General features: G+C 60.2%; 29 protein-coding genes, 1 tRNA gene and 1 other annotated feature. Of the genes, 18 read left to right on the top strand and 12 right to left on the bottom strand.

The window, feature by feature from the left end:
* Positions 1-25: 25 nt before the first annotated feature.
* Both NW851_RS02360 and NW851_RS02355 read left to right on the top strand, forming a co-directional pair.
* Entirely contained in the window at positions 26-346 is a 321-nt protein-coding gene (locus NW851_RS02360; protein ID WP_414335191.1) for a KGK domain-containing protein, read from the top strand.
* Between the two features lie 48 nt (positions 347-394).
* Positions 395-604, top strand: coding sequence for an HNH endonuclease (locus NW851_RS02355; protein WP_414336872.1), 210 nt, complete (start codon positions 395-397; stop codon positions 602-604).
* Between the two features lie 194 nt (positions 605-798).
* Here the strand turns inward: NW851_RS02355 and NW851_RS02350 are convergent, their stop codons facing one another.
* The 4 genes from NW851_RS02350 to tgt form a co-directional block, all read right to left on the bottom strand.
* Positions 799-1095, bottom strand: a complete 297-nt coding sequence (locus NW851_RS02350; RefSeq protein WP_414333933.1) for a hypothetical protein — start codon at positions 1093-1095, stop codon at positions 799-801.
* Positions 1096-1101: 6 nt separating this feature from the next.
* The gene (locus tag NW851_RS02345; protein ID WP_414336870.1) at positions 1102-2343 is read right to left on the bottom strand and encodes a hypothetical protein; all 1242 of its coding nucleotides are present in this window, start codon (positions 2341-2343) and stop codon (positions 1102-1104) included.
* A gap of 63 nt (positions 2344-2406) precedes the next feature.
* Entirely contained in the window at positions 2407-3018 is a 612-nt protein-coding gene (locus tag NW851_RS02340) for a hypothetical protein (protein WP_414336868.1), read from the bottom strand.
* Positions 3019-3118: 100 nt separating this feature from the next.
* A complete protein-coding gene (tgt, locus tag NW851_RS02335; protein ID WP_414336866.1) occupies positions 3119-4222 on the bottom strand; it encodes a tRNA guanosine(34) transglycosylase Tgt in 1104 nt (367 codons plus the stop codon).
* A gap of 119 nt (positions 4223-4341) precedes the next feature.
* Between tgt and NW851_RS02330 the strand changes: the two genes are divergently transcribed.
* Positions 4342-4424, top strand: a tRNA-Leu gene (locus tag NW851_RS02330).
* Positions 4425-4532: 108 nt separating this feature from the next.
* Here NW851_RS02330 and NW851_RS02325 read toward each other — a convergent pair.
* A complete protein-coding gene (locus tag NW851_RS02325) occupies positions 4533-4910 on the bottom strand; it encodes a hypothetical protein (RefSeq protein ID WP_414333939.1) in 378 nt (125 codons plus the stop codon).
* 401 nt (positions 4911-5311) lie between these two features.
* Here NW851_RS02325 and NW851_RS02320 point away from each other — a divergent pair, with 401 nt between their 5' ends.
* Positions 5312-9886 carry a GAF domain-containing protein gene (locus NW851_RS02320; protein WP_414336864.1) on the top strand — a complete coding sequence of 1525 codons (4575 nt, stop codon included), beginning with the start codon at positions 5312-5314 and terminating at the stop codon, positions 9884-9886.
* A 222-nt stretch (positions 9887-10108) separates the two neighbouring features.
* Here NW851_RS02320 and NW851_RS02315 read toward each other — a convergent pair whose 3' ends face one another.
* The 5 genes from NW851_RS02315 to NW851_RS02295 all read right to left on the bottom strand — a co-directional run bounded on the left by NW851_RS02315 (position 10109) and on the right by NW851_RS02295 (position 13267).
* Positions 10109-10279 (bottom strand): chlorophyll a/b-binding protein, encoded by a 171-nt coding sequence (locus NW851_RS02315; protein WP_414333941.1) that lies wholly within the window; start codon positions 10277-10279, stop codon positions 10109-10111.
* Between the two features lie 75 nt (positions 10280-10354).
* Positions 10355-11053, bottom strand: a complete 699-nt coding sequence (locus NW851_RS02310) for a glutathione S-transferase N-terminal domain-containing protein (RefSeq protein WP_414333942.1) — start codon at positions 11051-11053, stop codon at positions 10355-10357.
* Between the two features lie 94 nt (positions 11054-11147).
* Entirely contained in the window at positions 11148-11678 is a 531-nt protein-coding gene (rimI, locus tag NW851_RS02305) for a ribosomal protein S18-alanine N-acetyltransferase (protein WP_414336862.1), read from the bottom strand.
* Positions 11679-11684: 6 nt separating this feature from the next.
* A complete protein-coding gene (locus NW851_RS02300; RefSeq protein ID WP_414336860.1) occupies positions 11685-12098 on the bottom strand; it encodes a hypothetical protein in 414 nt (137 codons plus the stop codon).
* Positions 12062-13267 (bottom strand): 5-(carboxyamino)imidazole ribonucleotide synthase, encoded by a 1206-nt coding sequence (locus tag NW851_RS02295; RefSeq protein ID WP_414336858.1) that lies wholly within the window; start codon positions 13265-13267, stop codon positions 12062-12064. The genes NW851_RS02300 and NW851_RS02295 overlap by 37 nt, the downstream gene beginning before the upstream one ends.
* 99 nt (positions 13268-13366) lie before the next feature.
* Between NW851_RS02295 and NW851_RS02290 the strand changes: the two genes are divergently transcribed.
* From NW851_RS02290 to rplL, 10 genes are all read left to right on the top strand, one after another.
* Positions 13367-13561 (top strand): hypothetical protein, encoded by a 195-nt coding sequence (locus NW851_RS02290; protein ID WP_414336857.1) that lies wholly within the window; start codon positions 13367-13369, stop codon positions 13559-13561.
* A gap of 134 nt (positions 13562-13695) precedes the next feature.
* Positions 13696-14100 carry a hypothetical protein gene (locus NW851_RS02285; RefSeq protein WP_414336855.1) on the top strand — a complete coding sequence of 135 codons (405 nt, stop codon included), beginning with the start codon at positions 13696-13698 and terminating at the stop codon, positions 14098-14100.
* A gap of 5 nt (positions 14101-14105) precedes the next feature.
* Positions 14106-14867 carry a tRNA (guanosine(37)-N1)-methyltransferase TrmD gene (trmD, locus tag NW851_RS02280; RefSeq protein ID WP_414336853.1) on the top strand — a complete coding sequence of 254 codons (762 nt, stop codon included), beginning with the start codon at positions 14106-14108 and terminating at the stop codon, positions 14865-14867.
* The gene (locus NW851_RS02275) at positions 14858-15202 is read left to right on the top strand and encodes a hypothetical protein (RefSeq protein ID WP_414336852.1); all 345 of its coding nucleotides are present in this window, start codon (positions 14858-14860) and stop codon (positions 15200-15202) included. The genes trmD and NW851_RS02275 overlap by 10 nt, the downstream gene beginning before the upstream one ends.
* A gap of 101 nt (positions 15203-15303) precedes the next feature.
* Positions 15304-15576: a preprotein translocase subunit SecE gene (gene secE, locus NW851_RS02270; RefSeq protein WP_414333954.1), complete on the top strand. Its 273-nt coding sequence runs from the start codon at positions 15304-15306 to the stop codon at positions 15574-15576.
* 144 nt (positions 15577-15720) lie between these two features.
* Entirely contained in the window at positions 15721-16311 is a 591-nt protein-coding gene (gene nusG, locus NW851_RS02265) for a transcription termination/antitermination protein NusG (protein ID WP_414333973.1), read from the top strand.
* A 9-nt stretch (positions 16312-16320) separates the two neighbouring features.
* Positions 16321-16746: a 50S ribosomal protein L11 gene (gene rplK / locus NW851_RS02260; RefSeq protein ID WP_011432849.1), complete on the top strand. Its 426-nt coding sequence runs from the start codon at positions 16321-16323 to the stop codon at positions 16744-16746.
* A gap of 76 nt (positions 16747-16822) precedes the next feature.
* The gene (rplA, locus tag NW851_RS02255) at positions 16823-17533 is read left to right on the top strand and encodes a 50S ribosomal protein L1 (protein WP_414333955.1); all 711 of its coding nucleotides are present in this window, start codon (positions 16823-16825) and stop codon (positions 17531-17533) included.
* Between the two features lie 77 nt (positions 17534-17610).
* Positions 17611-17770, top strand: a sequence feature (ribosomal protein L10 leader region).
* Positions 17771-17835: 65 nt separating this feature from the next.
* Positions 17836-18399 carry a 50S ribosomal protein L10 gene (rplJ, locus tag NW851_RS02250; RefSeq protein ID WP_414333957.1) on the top strand — a complete coding sequence of 188 codons (564 nt, stop codon included), beginning with the start codon at positions 17836-17838 and terminating at the stop codon, positions 18397-18399.
* A 57-nt stretch (positions 18400-18456) separates the two neighbouring features.
* The gene (rplL, locus tag NW851_RS02245) at positions 18457-18867 is read left to right on the top strand and encodes a 50S ribosomal protein L7/L12 (protein WP_414333958.1); all 411 of its coding nucleotides are present in this window, start codon (positions 18457-18459) and stop codon (positions 18865-18867) included.
* Between the two features lie 261 nt (positions 18868-19128).
* Here the strand turns inward: rplL and rpsU are convergent, their stop codons facing one another.
* Both rpsU and NW851_RS02235 read right to left on the bottom strand, forming a co-directional pair.
* Positions 19129-19314: a 30S ribosomal protein S21 gene (gene rpsU / locus NW851_RS02240; RefSeq protein ID WP_011432857.1), complete on the bottom strand. Its 186-nt coding sequence runs from the start codon at positions 19312-19314 to the stop codon at positions 19129-19131.
* Positions 19315-19400: 86 nt separating this feature from the next.
* Positions 19401-20684, bottom strand: a complete 1284-nt coding sequence (locus NW851_RS02235) for a trypsin-like serine protease (RefSeq protein ID WP_414333960.1) — start codon at positions 20682-20684, stop codon at positions 19401-19403.
* A gap of 263 nt (positions 20685-20947) precedes the next feature.
* On the opposite strand from NW851_RS02235, the gene NW851_RS02230 reads away from it, so the two are divergent.
* From NW851_RS02230 to NW851_RS02215, 4 genes are all read left to right on the top strand, one after another.
* On the top strand, positions 20948-21568 hold the full coding sequence (locus NW851_RS02230; RefSeq protein WP_414333961.1) for a ParA family protein: 621 nt from the start codon (positions 20948-20950) through the stop codon (positions 21566-21568).
* Positions 21565-21819: a hypothetical protein gene (locus NW851_RS02225; protein WP_414333962.1), complete on the top strand. Its 255-nt coding sequence runs from the start codon at positions 21565-21567 to the stop codon at positions 21817-21819. The genes NW851_RS02230 and NW851_RS02225 overlap by 4 nt, the downstream gene beginning before the upstream one ends.
* Positions 21820-22048: 229 nt before the next feature.
* Positions 22049-23227: a 1-deoxy-D-xylulose-5-phosphate reductoisomerase gene (locus NW851_RS02220; protein WP_414336848.1), complete on the top strand. Its 1179-nt coding sequence runs from the start codon at positions 22049-22051 to the stop codon at positions 23225-23227.
* A 59-nt stretch (positions 23228-23286) separates the two neighbouring features.
* Positions 23287-25053: an ABC transporter ATP-binding protein gene (locus NW851_RS02215; RefSeq protein WP_414336847.1), complete on the top strand. Its 1767-nt coding sequence runs from the start codon at positions 23287-23289 to the stop codon at positions 25051-25053.

Here is a 25053-nt window from a genome sequence, read left to right as displayed (position 1 = left end):
GTCTGTTAGCACTAGGAAACAAGACATGCTTGACTCGATACTTCTCAAAGTAGATGATAAAGAAACTGCCGTTGCGATTGGCGACCAAATCTATCTTCCTAGTGTTTTGCACAGTGCAATTATTGATTACCTTCTTGCAGATATTGCACGAACAAATAGCCACCTTCGCTCAAAAAAGGTTCACGTAGAAATTAGAGCTTTAGTAGAGGGAGTAAAATCCCGAATCTTACAGCCTAGAAGGGATTGGTCTGAGGGAAAGGTATCCCTTAAAGTTTGTCTCGAGTTTATTCCCGATAGCCCATCTCGAGACTCCGAACTAGATAGTTTTCGCAATACAGGTGAGTAATGGATGAAAGAGAAAAAACCTGGTGAGAGGCTCCCGATCCCAGCATCTGTGCGGGAGTATGTCTTCCAAAGGGATGGCTTCCGCTGCCGCAGTTATGGCAAATCGCCCCCAGAGGTGCAGCTTCAGGTTGATCACATCGTCCCCCTTGCCCAGGGCGGCAGCAACGACATCAGCAACTTGCAAACCCTGTGCAAAGTCTGTAATCAGCGCAAAAAGGACAGGTGGGATCCCCGCTTTCGCCGCCGTTTCGATCTCTAGGGAGCTGAGACCTACCTCAAACAACAGACGGAAAGCCTATCCCTAACCCCCCTCTCCCTCAGAGGGGTTGGGGGTGAGGGCAGCAGCGCGAAGTGCTTGGGTAGGTGGCAAAGTGAAAGTGTTTGAATTGTGTTTGAACCGACTATAAAGCTTGTGCAGCGCCTCTAAGGAGAGCTCGCAGAGTCGCCAACAGCTCAGTCCTCCTCCGCTGCAGGAGCAGGGGCCTCGGCTAGCCGACACACCTGCTTGAGGAGCTGGGCCTCAACAGCGGCGTCGTAGAGCCGCAAAGTTAGGCGAGGCACCCGCAAGGAAGCGGTAATTCGCCCTGCCGGCAGATCCAACCACACCAGCTGTTTTTGAAAGCAGCGGCAGGTGGCCCCTATCTCCTGCGCCAGCTCTTCCACCTCCGGCCAGCTCAGGCAGCGCGGCAGCAGCAGGTCTGTGGCCCAGCCCCTTCCACACTCTCGCCGCCTCAGGATGCGCACCTGCATGGATCCCTAAATCCGCTCGGCGTAGAACTCACACCAGGGATCCCCTTTCTCTCTGGCTTTGGTCTCCTTCCCGTGAAACAGCCCACCCCGCTGGAAGAGGCGGTTGTAGAAGACTTGATCCAGAATCGGCTTCTGCTGAATGTTGCCGTCGTAAACCAGATTCATCAGCGCCGGCACCGCCCCTTGGGCAAAATAGCAGGTCGGATAATCTGCCCGTGGGTAGGAAGCCAAAAAGTAGCTGGTCTCGTAGTTGCCGTCAATCACTGCCCGGCAGGAATGATCGCTCACCACCTCCAAAGCCTGCCAACGACCCCACCCCAAGCTGCTGGCTACGGCATAGGCCCCGTGGATCCAGTCGGTATCCTTTTCCAGCATTGGCCCCACAAGGGTTTCCCACTCCAGGGACTCCATGATGTTGCCAAAGGTGTAGAAGACACAGACATGGCCCGATTCGCGCACCAGATCCTCTGCCACCTGCTGCAGACCGGGTTGCACTGCTTTCAGCTCTTCCAAAAAGCGGTACTGGATGCGGTTGTAGTAATTGGCAGGCATGCGCGTGAGCAGCACGTTGAAGGCGCGAATCTGCCCCCGTTCATCTCCTGCCAAAGGCAGGCTCCACAGAGCTTCGTTGACCGCGTCATAGTCCACCGCTGTTATCGGCTTGGGCAGATCGGCTGGACGTTCGATGAGCTTGCCCATGCCGGGGCTAGGAACCAAAGTCTGAGGCCGTGGCAGCCGAGTAGCCTGGATCAGGCAGCGATCCTTGCGCGTAACCGCCATGCACTCCGTTTCCTCTGCCGTGTAGCTGCCCAGCTCGCCAAAAGTGGCATCCAGCGCCGCCGCCACATAGCCCACGGCCAGATGATCGATGGGACGAGTGCGGTTAGCCTGATCCCCGTACTTGCTCAGCCAGCCTTCTGCGTAGTGGGAGTGGGTGAGCTGGGCTTCGCCACCGCTGGGGCTGGCCTGCAGCTCCAGTCGCCCCAAGCCGAGAAAGCCGAACAACTGGCACGCCACCGCCAGCCGCTCTGCTGCCTGCTGCACTCCCAAGGTTTTAAAAGCGCCCTGGAGCAAGCTGTGGAAGATCTCCTGAGCTGCCGTACGCAGGATGCTCACCCCATCGATCCAGTCCGGATCCTCAATGGTCTGCTGCAAAAATAGGTTGTAGTGGTGGCAGTGGAAAATCACCGGCTCGCCAAAGAGAGAGAGCAGCTTGCGAGCGCGGTCAAGGCGTAAATGCTCCAACATAGATGGCCTGATCTCGAGGGGATAGGAAGGGAGAACAGTTAACGACTCCCACAACTTTAGCCTTTAGCTAGGCAAGGCAATCGGCAGATGTTCTCTGCCCAAAAGATCGGCCACCGCTTTGTAGAGAATGCGCAGCTCCTGTCGGTTCAGGGTGCCTTTTTCAAGGCGGTTGCGGTCAATGCCCGTTTTCAAAGACAGGCGCAGGGCGACAAAGTTGGGATCCGGAGCGTAGCGCTTGGCGTAGCTAATCAAAGCCTGAGCAGTGGATAGAGTGTCGTCTTGAACAGGGGGCAGCAGTGGTTTGCCGTCGATGAGAATGGCCTTAAGCCGGTCTGAAATCGTCTTGAGGTCGGTGATGGAACGGGTCAGAAACAAAACAAAGTAGGGGCTTTTGGGAAAGGCTTTGATGACAACCCGCAACGCCGGAGTACCTGCCAAAAGGTAGTCCGCCTCTTGGACGGGGCTAACGGTTTGACAAAGGCGGCTATTGGCCTGCAACAAGTCGCCGGCGTAGGTGCCTAAACGTTCTAGGGCTTGCTCCTCTTGGGAGTCGCTGGCATAGGTTACTTTGGCTACTGTGGCACCGTCAGTGACCCGCCCTGTCAAGACGGCAATCAGGCCAGGGAGTCCAGCAATATGCTGCTCAATTACACTTTGCAGGGTGCGGACAGCCATGCTCTCCTCTGAGGTTAAGACTAGGTTTCCCCTTATTGTAGCGGTTAGGAAGCCTAACCTACGAATGTTTACTGATGTTAACGAAGCTCCCCGAGGAGGCTCAGCCCTCGCGCCACGGATCCCAGTTCTCATGAAATTTGCCTTCCAGAATGGCCTGGCGCATTCTTCGGGTGTAGCGCACGAGCTCCGTGATATTGTGGATGGAAAGCAGAGTGTAGCCCAGGATCTCTTGGGCGCGGATGAGGTGGCACAAATAGGCGCGGCTGAAGTGGCGGCAGGTGTAGCAAGGGCACTCAGGATCGATGGGATCCAGGCTGCGGCGGTGTTCGGCATTCTTGATGTTCCAGCGTTGGCCGCGGCTGATCACGGTGCCGTGGCGGGCATAGCGCGTGGGAATGACACAGTCAAACAAGTCCATGCCGGCAGCCACTGCCGCCCGCATCTCGGCATAGGTGCCCACCCCCATGAGATAGCGGGGGCGATCGGCTGGCAAGAGGGGGGCTGTTTGTCGCACCACCGCGTGCATTAGCTCCACCGGCTCTCCTACGCTGACGCCGCCGATGGCATAGCCGGGTAGATCCAGCCGACAGACTTCTTCCGCTGCCTGCCGACGCAGCTCCGGGTAAACCCCCCCCTGAACAATGCCAAACAAAGCCTGATCGGAGCGGCGGTGGGCTTCCACGCAGCGCTTCAGCCATTGAGTAGTCCGCCGCACCGCTGCTGCCACCGCCTCAGGGCTAGCAGGATAGGGCGGGCACTCGTCAAAGGCCATGATGACGTCTGCCCCCAGAGCATTTTGGATTTGGATAGACAGCTCCGGGGTGAAGTGAATAATTCGCCCATCGCGGGGCGAGCGAAACGTTACCCCTTCCTCGTCGATTTGGCGGATGGCGCTGAGGCTAAAAACTTGGAAGCCGCCTGAATCCGTGAGGATGGGGCCTGGCCAGCCCATGAAGCGGTGCAGGCCCCCCGCCGCTTGAATGATCTCTTCGCCGGGCTGTAGGTGCAGGTGATAGGTGTTGCTGAGGATAATGTGGGCGCCGGTTTCCTTGAGTTGAGCAGGCGTGAGGGTTTTCACATTGGCCAGCGTTCCCACCGGCATAAAGCAGGGGGTTGGGATCTCGCCGTGGGGGGTAGTGAAATAGCCGGCCCGCGCCTGCGTGTTGGGGCAGGTGCCCTCGCAAACAAAAGTAAAAGCCGCCAAGGTTAGCGCTCTGGATCCACTGCCTGCGCAGCCGAGCTTAGCATAAGAATAGGATCCCCTTCTAAAGCCCCCCAGCCCTTGACAGGGATCCCCTTTCTTGGGCATTCTTATAGATCGCCGCGGAACTGGCGGAATGGTAGACGCGCTAGATTCAGGTTCTAGTGGCAGCAATGCCATCGGGGTTCAAGTCCCCGGTTCCGCATTTCTTTGGATTGGTTGCTACCTACTCCATCACCTCAACGTAGAGCAAGCTCTAAAAGAATCTTGCTTGGCTGCAGAACTCCTGTGAGGCCGGCAAAGGCCGTAACTTTTAGAGAGTCAGCTCTTTTTCGATTTGGGAGAGCTTGATACGAGCAAGAGCCAAGTTGCCTTTCTCTCGATCCAAAGCCAGATAGAAAAATAGCCCAGGTATGTGCTTAAGTAGATACATCAGGTGATACTGAGTCTCCAGAATAATAAGTATCTCTTCGATTCTGTCGGTGAACTTAAGAGACTCTGCAACTCGCATCTTGGCGCGGATCACCTCTGTGTTTCCGGCAATGGCCAACTCCAGATTAGCTTCGGGAAAGGCAGGGCTGTTGGTGCCCTTAAACCCCAGACACATTCCGGTCTTCCAGTCCCCCAAAGCGACGCCCAGTGCCCCGTCAATGGTGAGAGCCTTCACCAGACTGTCTTGAAGCTTGTTCATAAGGCTGCCCTATCCCAGAAGCTTGATCCTAAAGTGCGTCCGATCATGATAGGCCCTTCATTAGAAGGTTTCAACTTAAAAATACTAGAACTTGTTTATTATTAAGATAAGTACAACTAAATGCTAAATGCGTTAAGCGAGAGTCGTCGAGATTTTCTTGCCTTTACGTGCATCTGTATAGCTTCTTGAAAGCCAAGTCCCTGAGATCACGCTGGCTTTCTATGAAAACAAGGGCATCTCCCCCAAGGCAGGCAGTACGGCTCCCGCTTGGTTCGTTTGGGGGCATAGATCCTTGAGGATTTCGGCAAGGCGGTCGGGGAGTTATGCTGGGGTTGTCTCTTTTACCAGGCTGCTGAGGTTCACCCACGGCAGCGCCGGATCCCGTCTCTCCAGCTTGACCCATGCCCAAGGCTCCCCTTCCCCCCAACGAAGAAGAGCGGCTGGCTGCCCTACGAGAGTATCAAGTTCTCGATACAGCCCCTGAAACTGCCTTTGACGAGATCGTCCGGCTTGCTGCTTACATCTGCGGCACGCCCATTTCGCTAGTAACTCTTATTGACGAGCATCGCCAGTGGTTTAAGGCCAAGTTCGGCATTGAGGGCATCGAGGAAACGCCGCGGGATGTGGCCTTCTGTGCCCACGCCATTCTCTCGCCCAAAGAGCCGCTGGTGGTGCCCGATGCCACCCAGGATCCGCGCTTTGCCGACAACCCTTTTGTAACCCAAGAGCCGCATATTCGCTTTTACGCCGGTGTGCCCTTGGTAACGCCGGAAGGGCAAGCGCTGGGTACCCTCTGCGTGGTGGACTACCAACCCCGGCAGCTCAGCCCGGAGCAAGTGGAGCAGCTCAAGGCCCTGGCCCATCAGGTGGGGGCTCAACTGGAGCTGCGCCGCACCTTGCGGGAGTTGGCCAAGGCTCCCTTGCTTCCCAAAGCTGGCGAGAGCAAGCCTGCTCGCAAAAACCGCTTTCTCCTCAAGGTCAGTGCTGGCCTGGGCCTGGCTGCCCTGATCTTGGGCGGGATCGCCTACTCTGCCCAGCGCAACGCCAGTCGCCTGCCCCAACTGACGGAGCAAGTGGCCGATACCCTGGAAGTGATCCAGAACCTGGAAGGATTGCTCTCAGAGATCCGTGCTGCCGAGGCAGGTAAACAGGGCTACTTTTTGACCAACGAGCCTGGCTACCTCGACGAGTACAAGGCCAGCCTTGAGGCCATTCCCACTCGTCTTAGCCGGCTGCAAGAGTTGACAGCCGACAACCCTCTCCAGCAAGGGCGCCTGAAGTGGCTGGAGCTGCTTTTGGAACAGCGTCTGAACCTTGCCCAAGATCTTATCCGGCTCCGGGATCAAGAGGGGCTGGCCGCTGTTCAAGAAGCCTTGAAGAGGAGCGAAGGGCAAAGGTTGATGGAGCGGATCGCCAACCTAGTGGAGGCGCTCCAGGAGCAAGAGCGGCTTCTGTTGCAGCAGCGCAGCGAGCAGTTCCAGCTTGCTTGGGTTAGAACCAATGCCATCCTGCTGGGGGGGCTGGCTTTTACCTACTTGCTGTTGGCCGCAGTTTATGTCCTCATTCGCCGCGAAACTGCCGAGCGGGAGCGGGCGGAAACCTTCCTCAAGCAAGAGCGGGACTTTACCAACGCCATCCTCGACACGGCAGGCGCTGTGGTGGTGGTCATGGATCCCGAAGGGCGCATCCTGCGCTTTAACCGCGCTGCCGAGCAGCTTTCTGGCTATTCGCTGGCAGAAGTCAAGGGCCAACTGCTCTGGGACTTGGGCTTGATCCCGGCGGAGGAGATGGCCGGCCTGAAGCAAGCTTTTCAACAACTTAAGGGCAGTCGCTCCCTTTTCTTGAATCGCTATGAAAACTTCTGGCGCACCAAGCAGGGGGCGCTGCGGCTCATTGCTTGGACCAACACCGCCCTGGTCAACGCCGAGGGCGAGGTGGAGTTTATCATCAGCACCGGCATCGACATCACCGAGCGCAAGCTGGCGGAGCTGGCTCTCAAAGAAAGCGAAGAGCGCTACCGGGATCTCTTTGAAAATGCCAGCGATCTCATTCAGGCTGTCGATGCCGAAGGGTACTTTCTCTACGTCAACCGCGCCTGGAAGGAGACCCTGGGCTACGACGAAGCTCAAATCCACCAAATGAGGGTTTTCGACATCATCCACCCCGACTATCGAGAGCACTGCCAGGTGGTTTTCCAGAAGCTTTTGGCTGGCCAACCTCTGGACAAGGTGGAGACGGCCTTTGTGACTGCCAAGGGCGAAACCATCTGGGTGGAGGGAAGTGTTAACTGCCGCCTTGAAGATGGGGTGATGGTCTCCACGCGGGGCATTTTCCGCAACATCACCGAGCGCAAAAAAGCTGCCGAGGAGCTGGAGCGGCAGAGCCGGCGGGCCCAACTGCTGGCCGATCTCAGCTTAAAGATCCGCCAATCGCTGGATATTGCCGAGATCCTGGAAACGGCAGTAACGGAGATCCAAGCCCTGCTCAGGGCGGATCGCGTTTTGGTCTACCGCTTCCAGCCGGATGGATCCGGGATCATCTCCAACGAGAAAACCCAGCCCGGCATCCCTTCCCTTTTGGGCGAGGTGATAGAGGATCCCTGTTTTCAGGAAAAATACGCTGAGCTCTACAGCCAGGGCCGGGTTCGCGCCATCAGCGACGTGGAGGCCGAAGGGCTGGAGCCCTGCTACCTGGAGCTGCTGCAAACAATGCAGGTGAAGGCCAACCTGGTGGTGCCCCTCTTCATGGAGCAGCGGCTATGGGGGCTGTTGTTGGCCCACCAGTGTTCCGCACCCCGCCAGTGGCAGCCGTTTGAGATCGAGCTGCTGGTACAACTGGCCAACCAAATCGGCATTGCCCTCACCCAGGCAGAGCTCCTGGAGCGGGAGCGCCAGCGCAGCCTTGAGCTAGAACAAGCCCGCAAAGCGGCAGAGCAGGCTTCTCAGGCCAAAAGCAGCTTCTTGGCCACCATGAGCCACGAGATCCGCACCCCCATGAACGCGGTGCTGGGGATGACGGGCTTGTTGCTGGAGACGCCCCTGACCCCCGAGCAGCGGGACTTTGTCGAGACCATCCGCATCAGCGGCGATGCCCTGCTGACCCTCATCAACGACATCCTGGACTTCTCCAAGCTGGAAGCCGGGGAGATGGAGCTGGAGATCCTGGACTTCGACCTGAGGGCCTGTTTGGAGGAGGTGGCGGATCTCTTTGCCCCCACTGCCCACGCCAAGGGCCTGGAGCTGGCGGTGCTTATGCCGCCGGAAGTGCCCCGCTATCTGCGGGGGGATGCGTCGCGGCTGCGCCAAATCCTCAACAACTTGGTGAGCAACGCCATCAAGTTCACCCATCAAGGGGAGGTGGTCATCCAGGCCGAGCTGCTGCAAAAAACGGCCACCCATGTCCAACTGCGGCTCTCGGTAAGGGATACAGGGATCGGGATCCCCAAGGAAGCGCAAGCCAAGCTGTTTCAGCCCTTCACCCAAGTGGATGCTTCTACCACCCGCAAATACGGGGGCACAGGGCTGGGCCTGGCCATTTGCAAGCAACTGACAGAGCTGATGGGGGGCAAGATCTTCCTAGAGAGCGAGGTGGGCCGCGGCAGCACCTTCAGCCTCGAGCTGACCCTGGAAAGACAACCCTACGCCCGACAAATCTCCCAGCACCCCGCCCGCATCCCTGTCAATCTCCAGGGCAAGCGGCTGTTGGTGGTGGACGACAACGCCACCAACCGCAAGATTGTCCGCTGCCAGGCCACCGCTTGGGGCATGGTGGTGGAAGAAGCCGAAAATGCCTACCAGGCTCTGGACAAGCTGCGCCAGGCTGCGCGGGAAGGGATCCCCTTCCCCTTGGCGGTTTTGGACATGCAGATGCCGGAGGTGGATGGGGAAACCCTGGGCCGCTGGATCAAGGCGGATCCCGAACTGTCCCCGACGCAACTGGTGATGATGACCTCGCTGGGGTTGGGGGAGCACTCCCGCCGCGCCGCCGAGATTGGCTTTGCTGCCTACCTAACCAAGCCGGTCAAGCAAACGCGATTGCAAGAAGCTCTGGTCATGGCCCTGGGCAAGTCTTCCGGCCTGGCCACCGCGCTGCTGGGCATGGGCCCACCCCTTTCGCAGAGTGCGCCCTCGGCCAGCCGCCCCCAGCAACCCCTGCGCATCCTCTTGGCCGAAGACAACCCCGTCAACCAGAAGGTGGCCCTGCGCCAGCTGCAGAGCTTGGGCTACCTGGCGGATGTGGTGGCCAACGGCCAGGAGGTGCTGGATTTGCTGCAGCAAGTCAAGTACGACCTCATCCTCATGGATTGCCAGATGCCGGTGATGGATGGCTACGAGGCCACCCGCCGCCTGCGCCAGCAGGAGCGGGGATCCGGCCACCGCACCGTGGTGATTGCCATCACGGCCAACGCCATGCAGGAGGATCGGGAGCGCTGCCTGCAAGCGGGCATGGACGACTATCTCAGTAAGCCGGTGCTAAAGGAGGATCTGGAAAAAGTGCTCAACCACTGGAGCCAAAGGATCGCCCCTTCCGCAGCAGGAGCAGCCAACGGGGCGGCTTCGTCCGATCCGCCTTCTCCTGAAGCTGCCGGCGGTGACCCTGCTCCCACGCTGCCCTACCCCATCGACGCCGCCTACTTGGAGCGGGTTACGGGAGGTGACCGCCAGTTTCAGCGGGAGCTGCTGCAGGTGTTTGTCCAAGATGGCCAGGACCAGTTGCCGCGGCTGCGCCAAGCTCTTGCAGCGGGTAATGCCGAAGACTTGAGGAAAATTGCCCACCGCCTCAAGGGAGCTAGCGCCAACGTGGGAGCCAATGCCTTTTGTCAAGTAGCTCGCGAGCTAGAACACCTGGGGGTGCAACTGGCGCAGCCGGGATCCCCGGCTGATGACCCAAAATGGGCAAGCGCTTCCCAGGGCCTGGAGGAGCTGGAGCGCATCTTGGCCGACATTTGCCAGTACCTGCAGGAATTGGAAGGCTAGGGCGATCCCAGACTTGTCGCCCTCACCCCCAGCCCCTCTCCCAAAAGGAGATGGGGATCAAGCGGCGAACCATTGGAGGTAGGAGGAACAAATTGGCGCGGCTGTTTGGCTGCGCTCTGGCTCGGAAATGCAGCAAAAGCCCGGCTGCTTGATCAGTCTGGAAGAGGACAGCCGGGCAGAAAGTATCTAGCTAGTGCTTCGACCCAATCAGGCGGGCTGGGATCACATCAGGCCAATTTGAGAGAGGATCCCTTGGCCGGTCAGCAACTCGGTGGCCACGCCGATCACAAAGCCCAACATCGCCAGACGGCCATTCCATTTTTCGGCAAAGGTGGTAAAGCCGAACTTAGCTTCTTGGTTTTCCATAGTCTTAACTCCATCAAGGGGTGACATCTCTAATGTGGCTCAAGTATTAAAAACTGTCAAGTTTTGTGTCGAGAGCTAACAAGTGCAGCTTCTCCCCTTGACTCAGCGCCTTTGGTATTGGCGGTCGCCAAACAGGACTTGCCGTTCCTCGTCGCTGAGGGGCTGGTCTGGGGATCGGCGCGCCTCTGCCAACAGTTGCAGGCCCTTCTGCACAGCAGGGCGGGCCTCGATGGCTGCCAACCAGCGTTTGACGTTGGGGAACTCTTCGATGTTCAGCCCCTGCCGTGGGTAGCTTCGCATCCAGGGGAAGCTGGCAATGTCGGCGATGGAGTAGTCGCCCGCCAGGTACTCCGACTCGGCCAAGACCCGTTCCGCCACGCCAAACAAGCGCCGGGTCTCGTTAACGTAGCGGTCGATAGCATAGGGGATCCGCTCTGGGGCGTAGTGCTGAAAGTGGTTGGCCTGGCCCATCATCGGCCCAATGCCGCCCATTTGGAACATCAGCCACTGGATGACGCGATAGCGGGATCCGATGTCGCTGGGCAGGAGTTTCCCGGTTTTCTCGGCCAGGTACATCAAGATGGCGCCCGACTCGAACAGGGCATAAGGCCGGCCTCCAGGCCCATCGGGATCCACAATGGCCGGTATTTTGTTGTTGGGGCTGATCTTGAGAAATTCCGGGTCGAACTGGTCGCCGCGGCCAATGTCGATGGGAATGACCCGGTAGGGGATCCCTAGCTCCTCCAGCAGGATCGAGACTTTGTAGCCGTTAGGGGTGGGCCAAGCGTAGAAATCCAGCATGGGCAAGGGTTCTTAGGCCGGTTGTTCTGCCCATTCTAGCCCGCCTACCCCAAAGCCCCCGGCATCAACCCCTTAGTGTTGGTTTTTCCTAAGCTTAAATCGGTTTTTTCCAATACACCAGCCCATCTTCTCCGTTGTTGTAATAGCCCTTGCGGCGTCCCAGCAATTGAAACCCTGCCGATTCATAGAGGTGGATGGCGGCGTGGTTGGAAGCCCTCACTTCCAACGTGGCCCAGCGACAGCCTGCTACCCTAGCTTGGTCTAGGAGCGCTTCTAGGATCCTGCGGCCCAAGCCTTGTCGCCGGTGACCGGGATCCACCGCCAGCGAGATGATGTGGCCTTCTTCTTCGATGCGCCAGAGGATGCCAAAGCCCACCAGCGCTGGTGCTGTTTGCGTCGCGAGGTCTGGAGAGGGAAGGGAGAACTCTGTTCGGCCCGAGCCACAGGAAGCGCCAACGGCAACCGGTTCCGCCACAACCCCAATCACCGTGCTGGTGGGCCGTTCCAGCTCCGCGCGATACCCCTGTTCCCCCCAGTGTCCGCCGTAGCAGCGTCGATCTAGCTCCAGCAATTGGGGCAGGGCGGTGATGTCGAGCATCTGCAGCCGATAACTTGTGCTACTCATGGTGGTCTAGTCCCGCAATTCGCAGAACTCCGATAGCAACAACTGCCCAAAGGGATCGTCATCCGGGGCGGCGTAGGGCAGGGCTCGGCGGCTAAGGCTCAAGATCTGGCCCCCCGATTGGGAATGGGGCTTGAGCTCGTAGTCGATCCCTTCTTGGAAGCCGGCCTCCTGGAGGTAATCTTGGGCGGCTTTGAGGATCCCTGCTCGCAGTTGGGCTTTGACGGCGGGGGCCATGAGGTGGCGAACAAACCAGCGGGCACTGTCGGGATCCACCTCAGCAAGGTATTGGAGAGCGGGGGTCAACACCGCGGAGCGCTCTTGGGGAGAGAGGCTGTTGACCTGCTGCGCCACCGCGGGCACATCCCGCCGTTGCAGGGCCGCGATCAGGGCTTGGATGGCAGGAGAAAAGGTGGGATCCATGGCTGGGGATACCAGAGGGCTTCGAGGGTATGGACAAGGTCTGCCGCTTCCGCAGGAGAAGGAGGATGGGGTAGACAGACCGTGACATGGCCCAGCTTGCGCCCGGGGCGGGCAGGGGTTTTGTGGTACCAGTGCAGCGTGGCATTGGGGATCCCCGCCAGGCGCTGCCGCTTTTGGGCATAGTCACTGCTGGAGTGCTCATAACCCAAGAGGTTCACCATCACTGCCCCCCCACACTTGAGAGAGGGATCCCCCAAGGGGAGGCCGGTGATGGCCCGCAGGTGCTGCTCAAACTGGGAGGTGTGGCAGGCTTCCAGGGTGTAGTGGCCGGAGTTGTGAACCCGCGGCGAGATCTCGTTGATCCAGATCCCGGCCTTGGGGTGGGGCGGCGGCACCCAGAAGAGCTCGATGGCGAACACACCCACCGCGTCCAACTTGTCCATCACCTTGACCGCCAGGTCGCGAATCTCGGCCTCGACAGTCGGGGGAATGCGGGCGGGCGCCAGCACATAGCGGCAGACCTGCTCGATCTGCACAGTTTCCACCACCGGGTAGAGTTGGATCTCCCCCGCCAGCCCGCGGGCCACGATCACCGCCAGCTCCCGCTCAAACGGGATCCACTCTTCCAGCAGCAGCGGGATCCCGGCATACTCGGCCAGAGCCTGTTGCAAGGTTGCTCGGTCGGGCAGGATGCGGGTGCCCTGGCCATCGTAGCCCTGCCGCCGCCGCTTGAGCACCACCGGAAAGCCCAACCCAGATAAGTCTGCCGTCTCCGCAGGGCAAAAGGCCGGCACCGGCACCCCCAACTCCGCCAAGAACTGTCGTTGGTGCAACTTGTCCAGCAGCGGCTCTAGGGTGCTCAGGCGAGGGCGAAAGCGGGATCCCTGCGGATCCAACTTGCGCAGCTCCGGCAGCGGGATGAACTCGTTCTCAAAAGTTACCACCGGGCAGCGTTGCAGCAACTGGGCTGTGGCCTGAGTGTCCGTCACAGCACCCCAGACCACACCGTCGGCTACTGCCGCCGCCGGATCGGTGGGGGCAGCGGCCTGCACGATCAGCGGGATCCCCAAGGGGCGGGCCGCCAAAGCCAACATCTGCGCCAACTGCCCGCCGCCGATCACCCCCACCGGTTGGAAGCTCTGGGTTTTTGGGGATACCTGGGGTTCCACCACTGTCTCGCTATACTGACGGGTATGCTGCTATCTGTTGCATCTTGGATCCAGAAATCATTATGGGATCCCTTGCCCTCGAGCGCTAGGAGCAAAACAGTGCAACCCCCTCAACCCTCTGAGCTCAGAGCTTTGATTGACCGGGCCTTGGCAGATAAGATCTTGACCCGTGCTGAACAACAGCAGATCCTCAATGCCGTCATGGCCGATCAAGAGATTTCCCCAGAAGAGCACGAGCTGCTGGAATTGGTTGTGGAGCGCCTCAGCAGCGGCGAGATCCAAGCTGTGGATTGAGCCCCATCCCCAGGTTCTCCTCAAAACTTCAGAGAACGGATCCCTACTTGGGCTGCCGGGCACTCTGTCGTCCTGGGCCAGTTCCGGTGGGCGGATCGCCTAGAATAATTCAGAACCCACCTGTTTCTGCTGCCATGAGTTCTCGCTCTTCAGATTGGTTCACGCGGGCTCGCCACCTTTTCTACGGCGCGGCCACTGCCCTGGTGGAGATCCTCCAAGACCCGGAAAAGCGGGCCGAAAACCTCAACCGCCTCTCGATGGATCTGGCACAACTGGCAGCAGAACTGGAGCAAAAGGGGGAGCTGATCGAACAGGAAGCCGTTCGCTACGTTGAAAGTCTCAGGGATCCAGCCGCCAACGCCCCCGCCCCAGAGAGCGAGAGGCCCGCCCCTGCCGAGAGCAGCCCCCCGACCACGGCTTCCCCTGCCCCTATCTCCAAAGAAGAGATGGCCGAGCTGATGGAGCTGATCCACCAGATCGAGTCTTTGCGCCTGGATCTGGAGCGGTTGCGCACCGAGCCTCCCTCTGCCTCGTCCTGAGTCTTGTGCGGTTCGACGTCATCACCCTCTTCCCAGAATTTTTTGCAACGCCGCTGCGCATCGGGCTGGTGGGCAAAGCCCTGGAGCAGGGGATCGCCGAGGTTCACTGCACCAACCCGCGGGACTTTGCCACCGACAAGCACCGCCGGGTCGATGATGAGCCCTACGGGGGTGGGGTGGGCATGGTGCTCAAGCCAGAGCCCTTTTTTGCTGCCGTCGCCTCCCTGCCCCGCCTGGATCCCCGCGAGATCATCTTGCTCACGCCGCAGGGACAACCGCTGCACCAGGCGCTGCTGCAAGAACTTGCCCAAAAGGCGCAGCTCATCCTGCTCTGTGGCCAGTACGAGGGCTTTGACGAGCGGATCCGCCAATATCTGGCCACCCGCGAGGTGTCGCTGGGCGATTTTGTCTTGACGGGGGGGGAGATCCCGGCGCTGGCCCTGATCAACGGCGTGGTGCGGCTCTTGCCGGGTACAGTTGGTAAGATAGATTCGCTGAGGAGCGAAAGTTTCGAGACGGGGCTGCTGGAGTATCCCCAGTACACCCGTCCGCCGGAGTTTCAAGGGCACAAGGTGCCGCCGGTGCTTCTCTCAGGCGACCACCGAGCCATCGCCCGTTGGCGTCTGCAACAGCAGTTGGTTCGCACCTGGCGAAGGCGGCCAGACCTGTTGGCCAAACGCCCCCTCACGCCCGAAGAACAACAGTTGCTGGCAGAGGGGCTGGCCGAGCAGCACACCGATGTAGAGGAACAGGATCAATGTTTGTAAACCGTCTCCGCTCCCCCCTCAACCCCCGGCGCGGGATCCCTGCGGCCCTGGGTCTGCTTCTGCTGGGGATCCTGGCCAGCGCCGAGGTTGCCTTGGCCCAAAGGGGAGATGTCAATGAGGCCATCCGCCGCGACCGCAACGTCCAGTTGTTCGACGGCACCAGCATCGACATGAACGATCTCCTGCGGGCCGTCGAGTTTCTCTCCCGGCAAAATGCCGCCTCGCGTTGGGACAGCCGGGCAGAGATCGACGCAGCGGTAGAGCAATTCAACCAATCCCGCCGTCGCTCTCTTCCGCTTTCTCCCGGCTCCTTGACGCCTGAGCCCGCCCCTTGAGTGGGATCCCACCCCCGCCAGATCTGTTAGGATCACAAAGCTAATCTTGTGTGCGCTGAAAGGTGGCGCACCGTTTTCGGGATCCAGCAGGAGATACCGCCGTGGTTAAGAGCACCTCTTCCAGCAAAGCCGATACGGAGCAACGTTTGGATCCCGCCAGCCGGGGCCACTCCAAAGACAGTTCCACCGAACCCAAAGGAATCCCGGGCTTTATCCAAGAGACCCGTGCGGAATTGGGCAAAATTGTCTGGCCGAGCCGCCGGCAATTGATCGGCGAGTCGGCAGGCGTCTTGCTGATCGTGTTGGCTTTTGCTTCCTTCATCTACCTGGTCGATCAACTGTTTGCCTGGGTAGCCACTCAACTGTTCTCGTGATGTTTTGTCCTAGAGGATCCCTGTCTTTGGGGGCAAGAGAGCTATGGATGGCTACAGGGAGGATGCGAGGTGATGAGCACAGAGCAGCAGAAACGTCGTGGGCGCCCTGTGGAACACTTTGAGCCTGCAGACGCGATCCCGGAAATGGAGGAGGGGGAAGGACAAGGTCGCCGTAACCTGCGCTGGTACGCGGTGCAGGTGGCCTCAGGCTGCGAAAATAAGGTGAAAAGCACCCTGATGCAGCGGGCGGCTGCTTTGGATGTGGCAGATCAGATTGTCGAGGTGGTGATCCCGAAGCGGACGGGCTTCAAACTGGATCGAGCCGGCAAGCGCCAGGAACAAGAGGAAAAGGTCTTTCCCGGCTATGTCCTGGTGCGCATGGATCTCAACGACGACACCTGGATGGTGGTGAAAACCACCCCCAACGTGATCAACTTTGTCGGCACGGAAGAAAAACGGGCCTATGGTCGTGGTCGGGGCCATGTGACGCCGCGGCCCCTCAGCCAGAGCGAAGTTCAGCGTATCTTCAGCAGCGTCGAGGTGGAGGAAGTGCCCCTCAAAATCCAGATGGCGCCTGGGGATCGCATCGAAGTCCTCTCCGGCCCCTTCCAGGGTTTCTACGGCGAGGTGGTGGATGTCAGCCCGGAGCGGGGCAAGCTCAAGGCTTTGATCTCGATTTTCGGGCGCGACACCCCGGTAGAATTAGAGTTTGGTCAAGTGCGAAAAGAGGTGTAACCGCGTTTCATGGCTAAGAAGTTGGTGGCCGTGGTCAAGTTGGCCATTCAGGCGGGCAAGGCCACCCCCGCCCCTCCCATCGGCCCGGCCCTGGGCCAGCACGGGGTCAACATCATGGCCTTTTGTAAGGAATACAACGCCAAAACGGCGGATCAAGCCGGCATGGTGGTGCCTGTAGAGATCTCCATCTTCGAGGATCGCAGCTTTACCTTCGTCCTCAAGACGCCACCGGCTTCGGTGTTGATCAAGAAGGCTCTGGGTATTGAGTCCGGCTCCAGCGAGCCCCACAAAACCAAGGTGGGATCCCTGACGCGGGCGCAACTGCGGCAGATCGCCGAGCAGAAGCTGCCGGATTTGAATGCCCACGATGTGGAGGCGGCCATGAAAATTATCGCCGGCACCGCCCGCAGCATGGGGGTGACGGTGGTGGATTGATGAAGGATCTTCAGTCTGATTGTTGTCTTGAAGTTTTGGGGGAGAGAGGTTCTCGCCAGTACCCCGAGGAGAAACGATGGCTCGAAAACTGTCCAAACGTATGCAGGCTTTGCGGGAGAAGGTGCAGCCCATTGCCTATCCCCCCGCGGAAGCTTTGGCCCTGATGAAGGAGACGGCCACCGCCAAATTTGACGAGGCGGCAGAGGTTCACATCCGCCTGGGGATCGATCCCAAGTACGCCGACCAACAACTGCGCACCACCGTCGTCTTGCCCAGGGGCACCGGCCAAGAGATCCGGGTGGCGGTGATTGCCCGCGGCGAGAAAGTGACGGAAGCCCAAAATGCAGGGGCGGATCGGGTTGGGTTTGAAGACCTGATCGAGGAAATCGGCAAGGGCATGATGGATTTTGACCTGCTGATCGCCACCCCCGATGTGATGCCCCAAGTGGCTAAGCTGGGGCGGCTGCTGGGGCCGCGCGGCCTCATGCCCTCTCCTAAGGGGGGAACGGTGACCATGGATCTGGCTCAGGCCATCAAAGAGTTCAAAGCCGGCAAGCTGGAATACCGGGCCGACCGCACCGGCATTGTGCATTTGATCTTCGGCAAGTGCAAGTTCCCCGTCGAAGCGCTGCTGGAAAACCTGAAGGCGGTGCAGGAATCCATCGATCGCAACCGTCCCTCTGGGGCCAAGGGCAAGTATTGGCGAACCCTACACGTTGCTGCTACAATGGGTCCCTCGATCGAGGTTGACATCAATGCCCTGCGGGAGCTGAAGCTGGCGACTTAAGCCTGGCTTTGGCGCTGCGATGGGAGAAGAGGGTTTGAGTTGACGGATTTACAGGAGGATCCCGGCAAAGCGTCTTTATACAGCCGAATATCGAGCCGAAGACAGCAGGTGCCCACGGGCTTAATGTCCTGCCGAGGTTTGAGCAAAGTCTAGAGGGATCCCTTCTGGGGTCGCTTTTGATGGAGCGCTTATCTCAGTGCGTCTCGGCCTTGGCTGGGACGCATTTTGTTTGGCGGATCTCTCTTCCACCGGCAATCCCCATTCAACCCTGGGTGACCATTGACAACAAAGGAGGTGAGCGCATGGGCAAGCAACCTGTAGCGAAGAAAGCGGAGATCGTCGATGAGGTGCGATCCCTGCTGCAAGCCAGCCAAATGGTGCTGGTGATCGACTACAAGGGGCTGACCGTTTCGGAGATGAACCAACTGCGGGCAGAGCTGCGCAAGTCGGATTCGGTTTGCATGGTTGTTAAGAATACCCTAATGCGGCGGGCCATCGCCGACCAAAAAGCTTGGGCAGGGGTTCTCCCCTTCTTGGCAGGGCCGACGGCCTTTATCTTGATTCGGGGCGATATTGCAGCTGCCCTGAAGGCGTATCAAGATTTTGCCAAGCAAACCAAGAAAACCGAGTTCCGTGGCGCCGGTATCGAGGGGCTATCCCTGACCTTGGATCAGGCCAAAGCCATCGCCGAGCTGCCGCCCAAGGAGGTGCTCATGGCCCAAGTGGCGGGCGGCCTTAAGTCGGTGGCCACCGGCTTGGCGGTCGGGATCAATGCGGTGCCCACCCAAGTGGCGCGCGGCATCCGCGAGATCCCGGCCTCGCTGGGGCGGGCCATCCGGGCCATTGCCGACAAAGAGGCCGCCTAAAGGGCTTCAGCCCAAACCTGACGTTAACCATTCTGTTACCCCTAAGGAGAAACCATCATGCCTTCAGAGCGCGTTGCAAACATTTTGGAAGAGTTGAAAGCCTTGAGCTTGCTGGAAGCTGCTGAGTTGGTAAAAGCCATCGAAGAAGCCTTTGGCGTCAGCGCGGCGGCCCCAGCCGGCGGTATGGTCATGGCCGCTCCCGCGGCCGCAGCGGCAGCAGCTCCGGCGGCAGCCCCTGAGCCGGTGGAGGAGCAAACGGCCTTTGATGTCATCCTCGAGGCTGTGCCAGCCGACAAGAAGATCGCCATCCTCAAGGTGGTGCGCGAGTTGACCGGCTTGGGCCTGAAAGATGCCAAGGATCTCGTCGAGGCCGCTCCCAAACCGGTCAAGGAGGGAGTTGCCAAAGAGGAAGCCAACGACATCAAGAAGAAGCTGGAAGAAGCCGGCGCTACTGTCAAGATCAAGTAGCTCCGGTGGCGGGGAGAGTGCCTCTCTCTCTTCTGACTAGAAAGCAAACCAAACCCAAGAGAGGGGCTGTTGTAGCCCCTCTTTGGCCGTTGCCCACCTGACTCTGTTGACGTGGGTTTCAGATCCCTGCGATGCCGAAGATTGACGTGCTGAGCGGATCGCTGCAGGCCAGCTCAGCCCAGAATCCAAGAGACTAACTCGAACCCCAGGCATCGCCACAGGCCCTGTCCACCTTTGGGGTTCTGCTTGTCGGCTATGGCTCTAGGCCATGGACTTGCGGCGGTTGCGCCGGACGGCTACCGCTTTGCGCTTGCGCTTTTCCAGGTTGGTTTCAAAGTGGCGATGGTTGCGCAGATCCCGCAAAATGCCCGCCTTGGAGACCTGGCGCTTGAAGCGGCGCAGCGCCGATTCGATCCCTTCGTTTTCGCCAATCGTCACCTGAGTCATAAAGAAGCTATCTCCTCCGTCGATGAGTAGAACGAAAGCACAATCGGGATCCCTATCCTAAACCATCTCCGCCCTGCTGCTGACGGTTACAGGGCGCGGCTGCCAAAGTTGAGGCCCGAAACCACCTCACCCTCTCTCAAATTCACGACAAACGAGGCCGTTGTTCCGGTGGAAGGCGGCGGAGAAGGCGTTGGCGTTGGGCTGGGGGCGCTGCCGATTACGGATTGTACAAAACCCACAAAGCTGGACACCCGCGTGTACACCCCATAGAAATTGGGCTGGGCGCAGCCTTTGCCAAAACTGGTGATCCCGGCCAGCGCAAAGCCGCTGCCGCTGGGCACGATCAAAGGCCCACCGCTGTCCGCCTGACAAGTATCGACTCCCCCCTGGGGAAAGCCGGCGCAGAGCATGGTGTCTAAAATGGTGCCATTGTAGGACTGGGGCGCGTTGCACACCTCGTTGGCGACGATGGGAACTTCGGCCTGTTGCAGATCCAGAGCAAAGCCGCTGGGTTCCTGGTCAAGGTCGCGGGGGAAAGTGGCTCCCCAGCCGAGGATGGTGGCAAACGTGCCGGGGGCGGTCAGGCTGGTTTGGTTGGGCTGCACCAGCGGCAGGGTAGCCAGAGCCACCGGCCGAGAGAGGCGCACCAGGGCGATGTCGTTCCCCCCCAGTTGCCCCACCCGCGGATTGTAGCCGGGGTTGATGACGATCTGTGCGGCGCGAATGCGCTGGCCGGCACCGATTTGCAAGCGGTTGGTACCCAACAACAGATCCAGGTTGCGCGCGTTCACCACCTGCTGGCCTTGATCGTTGAAAAAACAATGGGCGGCGGTGAGCACCCACTCCGGGGCAACCAGGGATCCAGCGCAAAACTGCGCCTGAAAAGGATCCGGCTCAGCCGCGTTCAACAGGGCCACCATCCAGGGAAAGGCCCCCGGCTGAGCAGGTCTGCCGCCGACAATCCGCTCCAGCCCCGATCCCGCGCGCGGCGTGGTGAACACCCGCCCCGGAGGCAAAAGGGCGGTGACGCGGTAGGTGCCGGGGGGCACGTTGAAAAAGCGGAAGTTGCCGTTGGCATCGCTGAGGGTGCTGGGCTCCCCCCCATCGAGGCGGCCATTGCCGTTCAAGTCCAAAAAGGTGGTGATGCTTGCCAGCCCTGGTTCTCCCGGATCCCGCAGGCCATTGCCGTTGAGGTCGTCAAAATGGGATCCCTCGATGCGTCCTGCAGGAGGGGCCGGGAGTGGCGGCAGGGGGCGACCGGAATCCCCTCCGCCACAGGCGCTGAGGCCCAGAGCCAGCCACAGCCCTACCAAAGGAGACCAAGAGTGAGGCCGGCTGAGACGGACGCGGAACTTTGAGGGATGAGCCATGGGCAGCTTCTCCGGGATGAAGAAGGGGGGTAGCGTCCGAGGGCGAGGGGCAGGGAGAGAGCCTGCAGTTCCTCAGCCGGCTTTGTCAGCCAAAGGATATCGTACCAGCGAAGCCCCTCGCGTGCGGAGAGAGGAAAACGTGATGCGGCGCTCGGATCTCCTCAGTTGCCTAAAACCCCAGATTCCGGCGCTCGGATGTGCAGCTTGCCTCTTGCCGCCTCTGGAAGTGGGCTGTAAAACCAAGTTGGGAGGGTGTGTGGCAGATGAATATCGCGGTCTTGGGGTTCAAGGGGGGTGTGGGCAAAACCACTACAGCGGTGCACCTGGCCCTCTACCTTCAACAACGGTGCGCAGCCCAGGCAAGTACACCCCAGGTGTCGCTGCTGCTCGACGCCGATCCCAATCGCTCCGCCTCTCGCTGGGCAGAACGGGGCTCCCCCTTTCCTGTCAAAGTGCTGGCCGGGGATCCCACCATGTCTACGCCTGGCGGCTTTCAGCATACGCTGATCGACACCCCCGCCCGCCCCACCCCCGAACAGTTGAGCCTGCTGGCGGAGCGGTGTGAATTGTTGCTTTTGCCCTGTTCTCCGGATGCCTTGGCCCTGGATGCCCTGATGCTGACTGTCAACGCCCTGGATCGTTTGGGGGCAAAGCACTACAAAGTCTTGCTGACGCTGGTTCCCCCCTGGCCTAACCGGGATGGGGCCGAGGCCCGCAGCTTTCTGCAAAAAACCGGGATCCCGCTCTGCCATCATTCCATTCGCCGCACAGTGGCCTTTCAGCGGGCCGCGCTGGAGGGGGTCTGCGTCAACCAGCTCCCGGATCCCAGAGCCAAGCAAGCCTGGTCAGATTACGTTGCCGTGGGAGAGGAAATCCTGTCATGAGCAAGTTTGAGCGCCTGCTCGACCGCCACCCGCCTCCGAAAAAGCTGAGCGCCCAGGCCTACAAGATCCCTGAGCCGCCGGAAGCGCCCGCCAAGCCCAACGGCGCGGAGTACGTCAAGCTGACCGCCTACATCCGCAAAGAGACGCACCGAGCCGTGAAGCGCCTCCTGCTGGAATCGGATCAGGATCTGTCGGAGCTGATCGAGGCCTTGCTCGCCCAGTGGCTGCGCTCTCAATCGGGAAAGATTTGAAATCAGGGAGGAGCGACATTGCCAGATCCCGCTGTCGGGGATCAGATGAAACACACGGATTCCGGTTGAGAACCAGATAAGAATAAGATGAAGTGGCGTGAGGCAGGGATCCCCGGACGCGAGGTGGGGCCGTTCGCGAGAGCGGGACGGAGCCCTTGGGCACGCTGGGCGAGGGGACGTCTGCGCTGCAAGAATGTCACGCTCTTTTAGGTGCAAAGGGATCCTTAGTATGCAAGCCATCACCCTGCTCGGCTCCACCGGCTCGATTGGCACCCAAACTCTGGACTTGGTGGCCCAGTATCCAGAGCGTTTCCAGGTTGTCGGCCTAACCAGCTACAGCAATGTCGTCCTTTTGGCCGAGCAAGTGCGGCAGTTTCGGCCCCAGATTGTGGCCATTGGCCGGGAGGAGCTGCTGCCGGAACTGCGGTCGCTGCTGACCGGGATGCGACCGCTGCCCGAGTTGGTGGCAGGCACGGAGGGGCTGTGTCAGGTGGCGGCTCACCCCGCGGCCCAGCGGGTGGTGACCGGGATCGTCGGCTGTGCCGGCCTCTTGCCTACGCTGGCCGCCATCCGCGCCGGCAAGGACGTTGCCCTGGCCAACAAAGAGACCCTGGTGGCAGGCGGCCCGGTGGTGCTGCCCCTGGTGCAAAAGCACGGCGTCAAGCTCATCCCGGTGGACTCGGAGCATTCGGCCATCTTCCAATGTTTGCAGGGGGTGCCGCCGGGATCCCTGCGCCGCATCTGGCTGACAGCCTCAGGGGGGGCCTTTCGCGATTGGCCTGCCGAGCAACTGGATCGGGCAACTCTGGCGGATGCCCTCAAACACCCCAACTGGGTGATGGGGCGCAAGATCACCATCGACTCGGCCACCCTGATGAACAAGGGCTTGGAGGTGATCGAGGCCCACTGGCTGTTTGGTTTGGATTATGACCGGATCGAGATCCTCATCCACCCCCAGAGCATCGTTCACTCCCTGATTGAGCTGGCCGATACCTCGGTTCTGGCCCAGTTGGGCTGGCCGGATATGCACCTGCCCATTCTCTACGGCCTCAGTTGGCCGGAGCGCCTAACCACCCCTTGGGATCCCCTCGACTTGGTCAAGCTGGGATCCCTCACTTTTAAGGCGCCGGATCACCGCAAGTATCCCTGCATGGAGCTGGCCTATGCCGCCGGGCGGGCGGGCGGGACGCTGCCGGCGGTGTTGAATGCGGCTAACGAGGCAGCCGTGGCCTTGTTCTTGCAAGAGCGCATTCGTTTTTTGGATATCCCCCGCCTTCTGGAACGGGTCTGTGAGCGGCACCAGGTCATCCCCGCCCCCAGCCTGGAGGACATTTTGCAAGCAGATGCCTGGGCGCGCCAGCAGGTGGAACTCTTGGCGCAGCAGGCCCCGGCCCAGGTTCTGGCCTAATCCCTACCGGGGGGATCCGGCCCAGCGCTAGAGTGGGAAGAAGCTGGAGGAGCACCTGAGTGGCGGGATCCCATCTCCGACAACTGGCCCATTATCTGCGCCCCTATCGGCGCCAGGTGGTGCTGGGCATTGGATCCCTGCTGGTGGTGAACGGGCTGGGGGTGTTCCTGCCCTGGTACGTCAAGCTGGCCATCGACGATCTCAGCCAGAACCTGGCCGCGCTGTCGCCCAGCCGCATTGCCCTCTACGCTCTGGTGGTGCTGGTTGTCTCCACCCTGATGATGGGCATTCGCATTGCCTCGCGGGTGTGGATGTTCGGCGTAGGGCGGCAGGTGGAGTTTCGCCTCAAGCAGGCCATCTTCGAGCATTTGCTTACCCTGCAGCCTTCCTACTTTGCCCAGCAGACCATTGGGGATATTCTCACCCGCATCACCAGCGATGTGGAAAATGTCCGCCGCCTGTTGGGCTTTGCCCTGCTCAATTTGGCCAACACCCTCTTTGCCTACGGCACCACCCTGCCGGCCATGTTTGGCATTGAGCCGCGTCTGAGCGCCCTGGCCCTATCGGTGTTTCCGGTGATGCTGGTGCTGGTGAAGTTGACCAGCAACCGCCTGCAGCAGGAGCAGCTCCAGGTGCAGCAGGAGCTGGCGGATCTGAGCGATCTCATCCAGGAGGATATGAACGGCATCACCCTGATCAAGGTCTATGCCCAGGAAGAGCGCGAGCAGAGGGAGTTTCGCCGCCGCAACGAGCGGCTGCTGCAGGCCAATTTGCGCTTGGCCCTCACCCGCAACCTGCTTTTCCCCTCCTTGGTGGCTTTGGTCAGCCTGAGCCTGTTGCTGCTATTGGCGGTGGGAGGGCCGCAGATTGCGGCGGGACGGCTGACGATTGGGGATTTTTCCGCCCTCACCCTCTACGTGGAACGGCTGGTGTTTCCCACCGCTCTGCTGGGCTTTACCATCACTGCCTACCAGCGGGGCCAGGTCAGCCTGGAGCGGATCGACGCGCTGCTGCGGGTAGAGCCCAGCATCCGCGATGCCCCGGGTGCTTTGCCCCTACCGCTAGAGAAGGTGCAGGGGCGTATCGAGGCTAGGGGTCTGACTTTTGCCTATGCCGACACGGGATCCGCAACGCCGGCGCTGCAGGATCTGGGCTTTTGCCTCGAGCCGGGCCAATTGGTGGCGGTGGTGGGGCCGATTGGGGCGGGCAAGTCCACCCTGGCCAATGCCCTGCCCCGCCTGCTGGAGATCCAGCCGGGGCAAGTGTTTCTGGATGGGCAGGATATTACCCAGCTTCAACTGGGATCCCTGCGCCGCGCCATTGCCTACGTGCCCCAGGAGAGCTTTCTGTTTAGCGCCACCGTTCGGGATAACATCCGCTACGGCAAGCCAGACGCCGAAGATTGCGAGGTGGAATGGGCCGCCAAAGCCGCCCACATCCACGCCGAGATCCTCCACTTTCCCAAGGGCTACGACACGCTGGTGGGGGAGCGGGGCATCACCCTTTCCGGCGGCCAGCGGCAGCGGGTGGCCCTGGCGCGGGCGTTGCTGGTGGATGCGCCGATTTTGATTTTGGATGACTGCCTCTCCAGCGTGGACAACCAGACGGCCCAGGCCATTCTCCGCCACCTGCGCCAGGCCACGGCCCAGAAAACGGTGATCTTGATTACCCATCGCCTCACGGCGGCGGTGGAGGCGGATCAGATCTGGGTCATGGACCAAGGTCGCATCGTGCAGCAGGGATACCATGCCCAGTTGTTGGCCGATGCCGACGGCCTCTACGCCCGCCTCTGGGCCAAGCAAAAGCTGGAAGAGGCCCTGGCCTAG

The organism is Synechococcus sp. H55.7 (assembly GCF_047462395.1).
Classification (GTDB): domain Bacteria; phylum Cyanobacteriota; class Cyanobacteriia; order Thermostichales; family Thermostichaceae; genus Thermostichus.
This window is presented reverse-complemented; position numbering and strand designations above follow the sequence as displayed.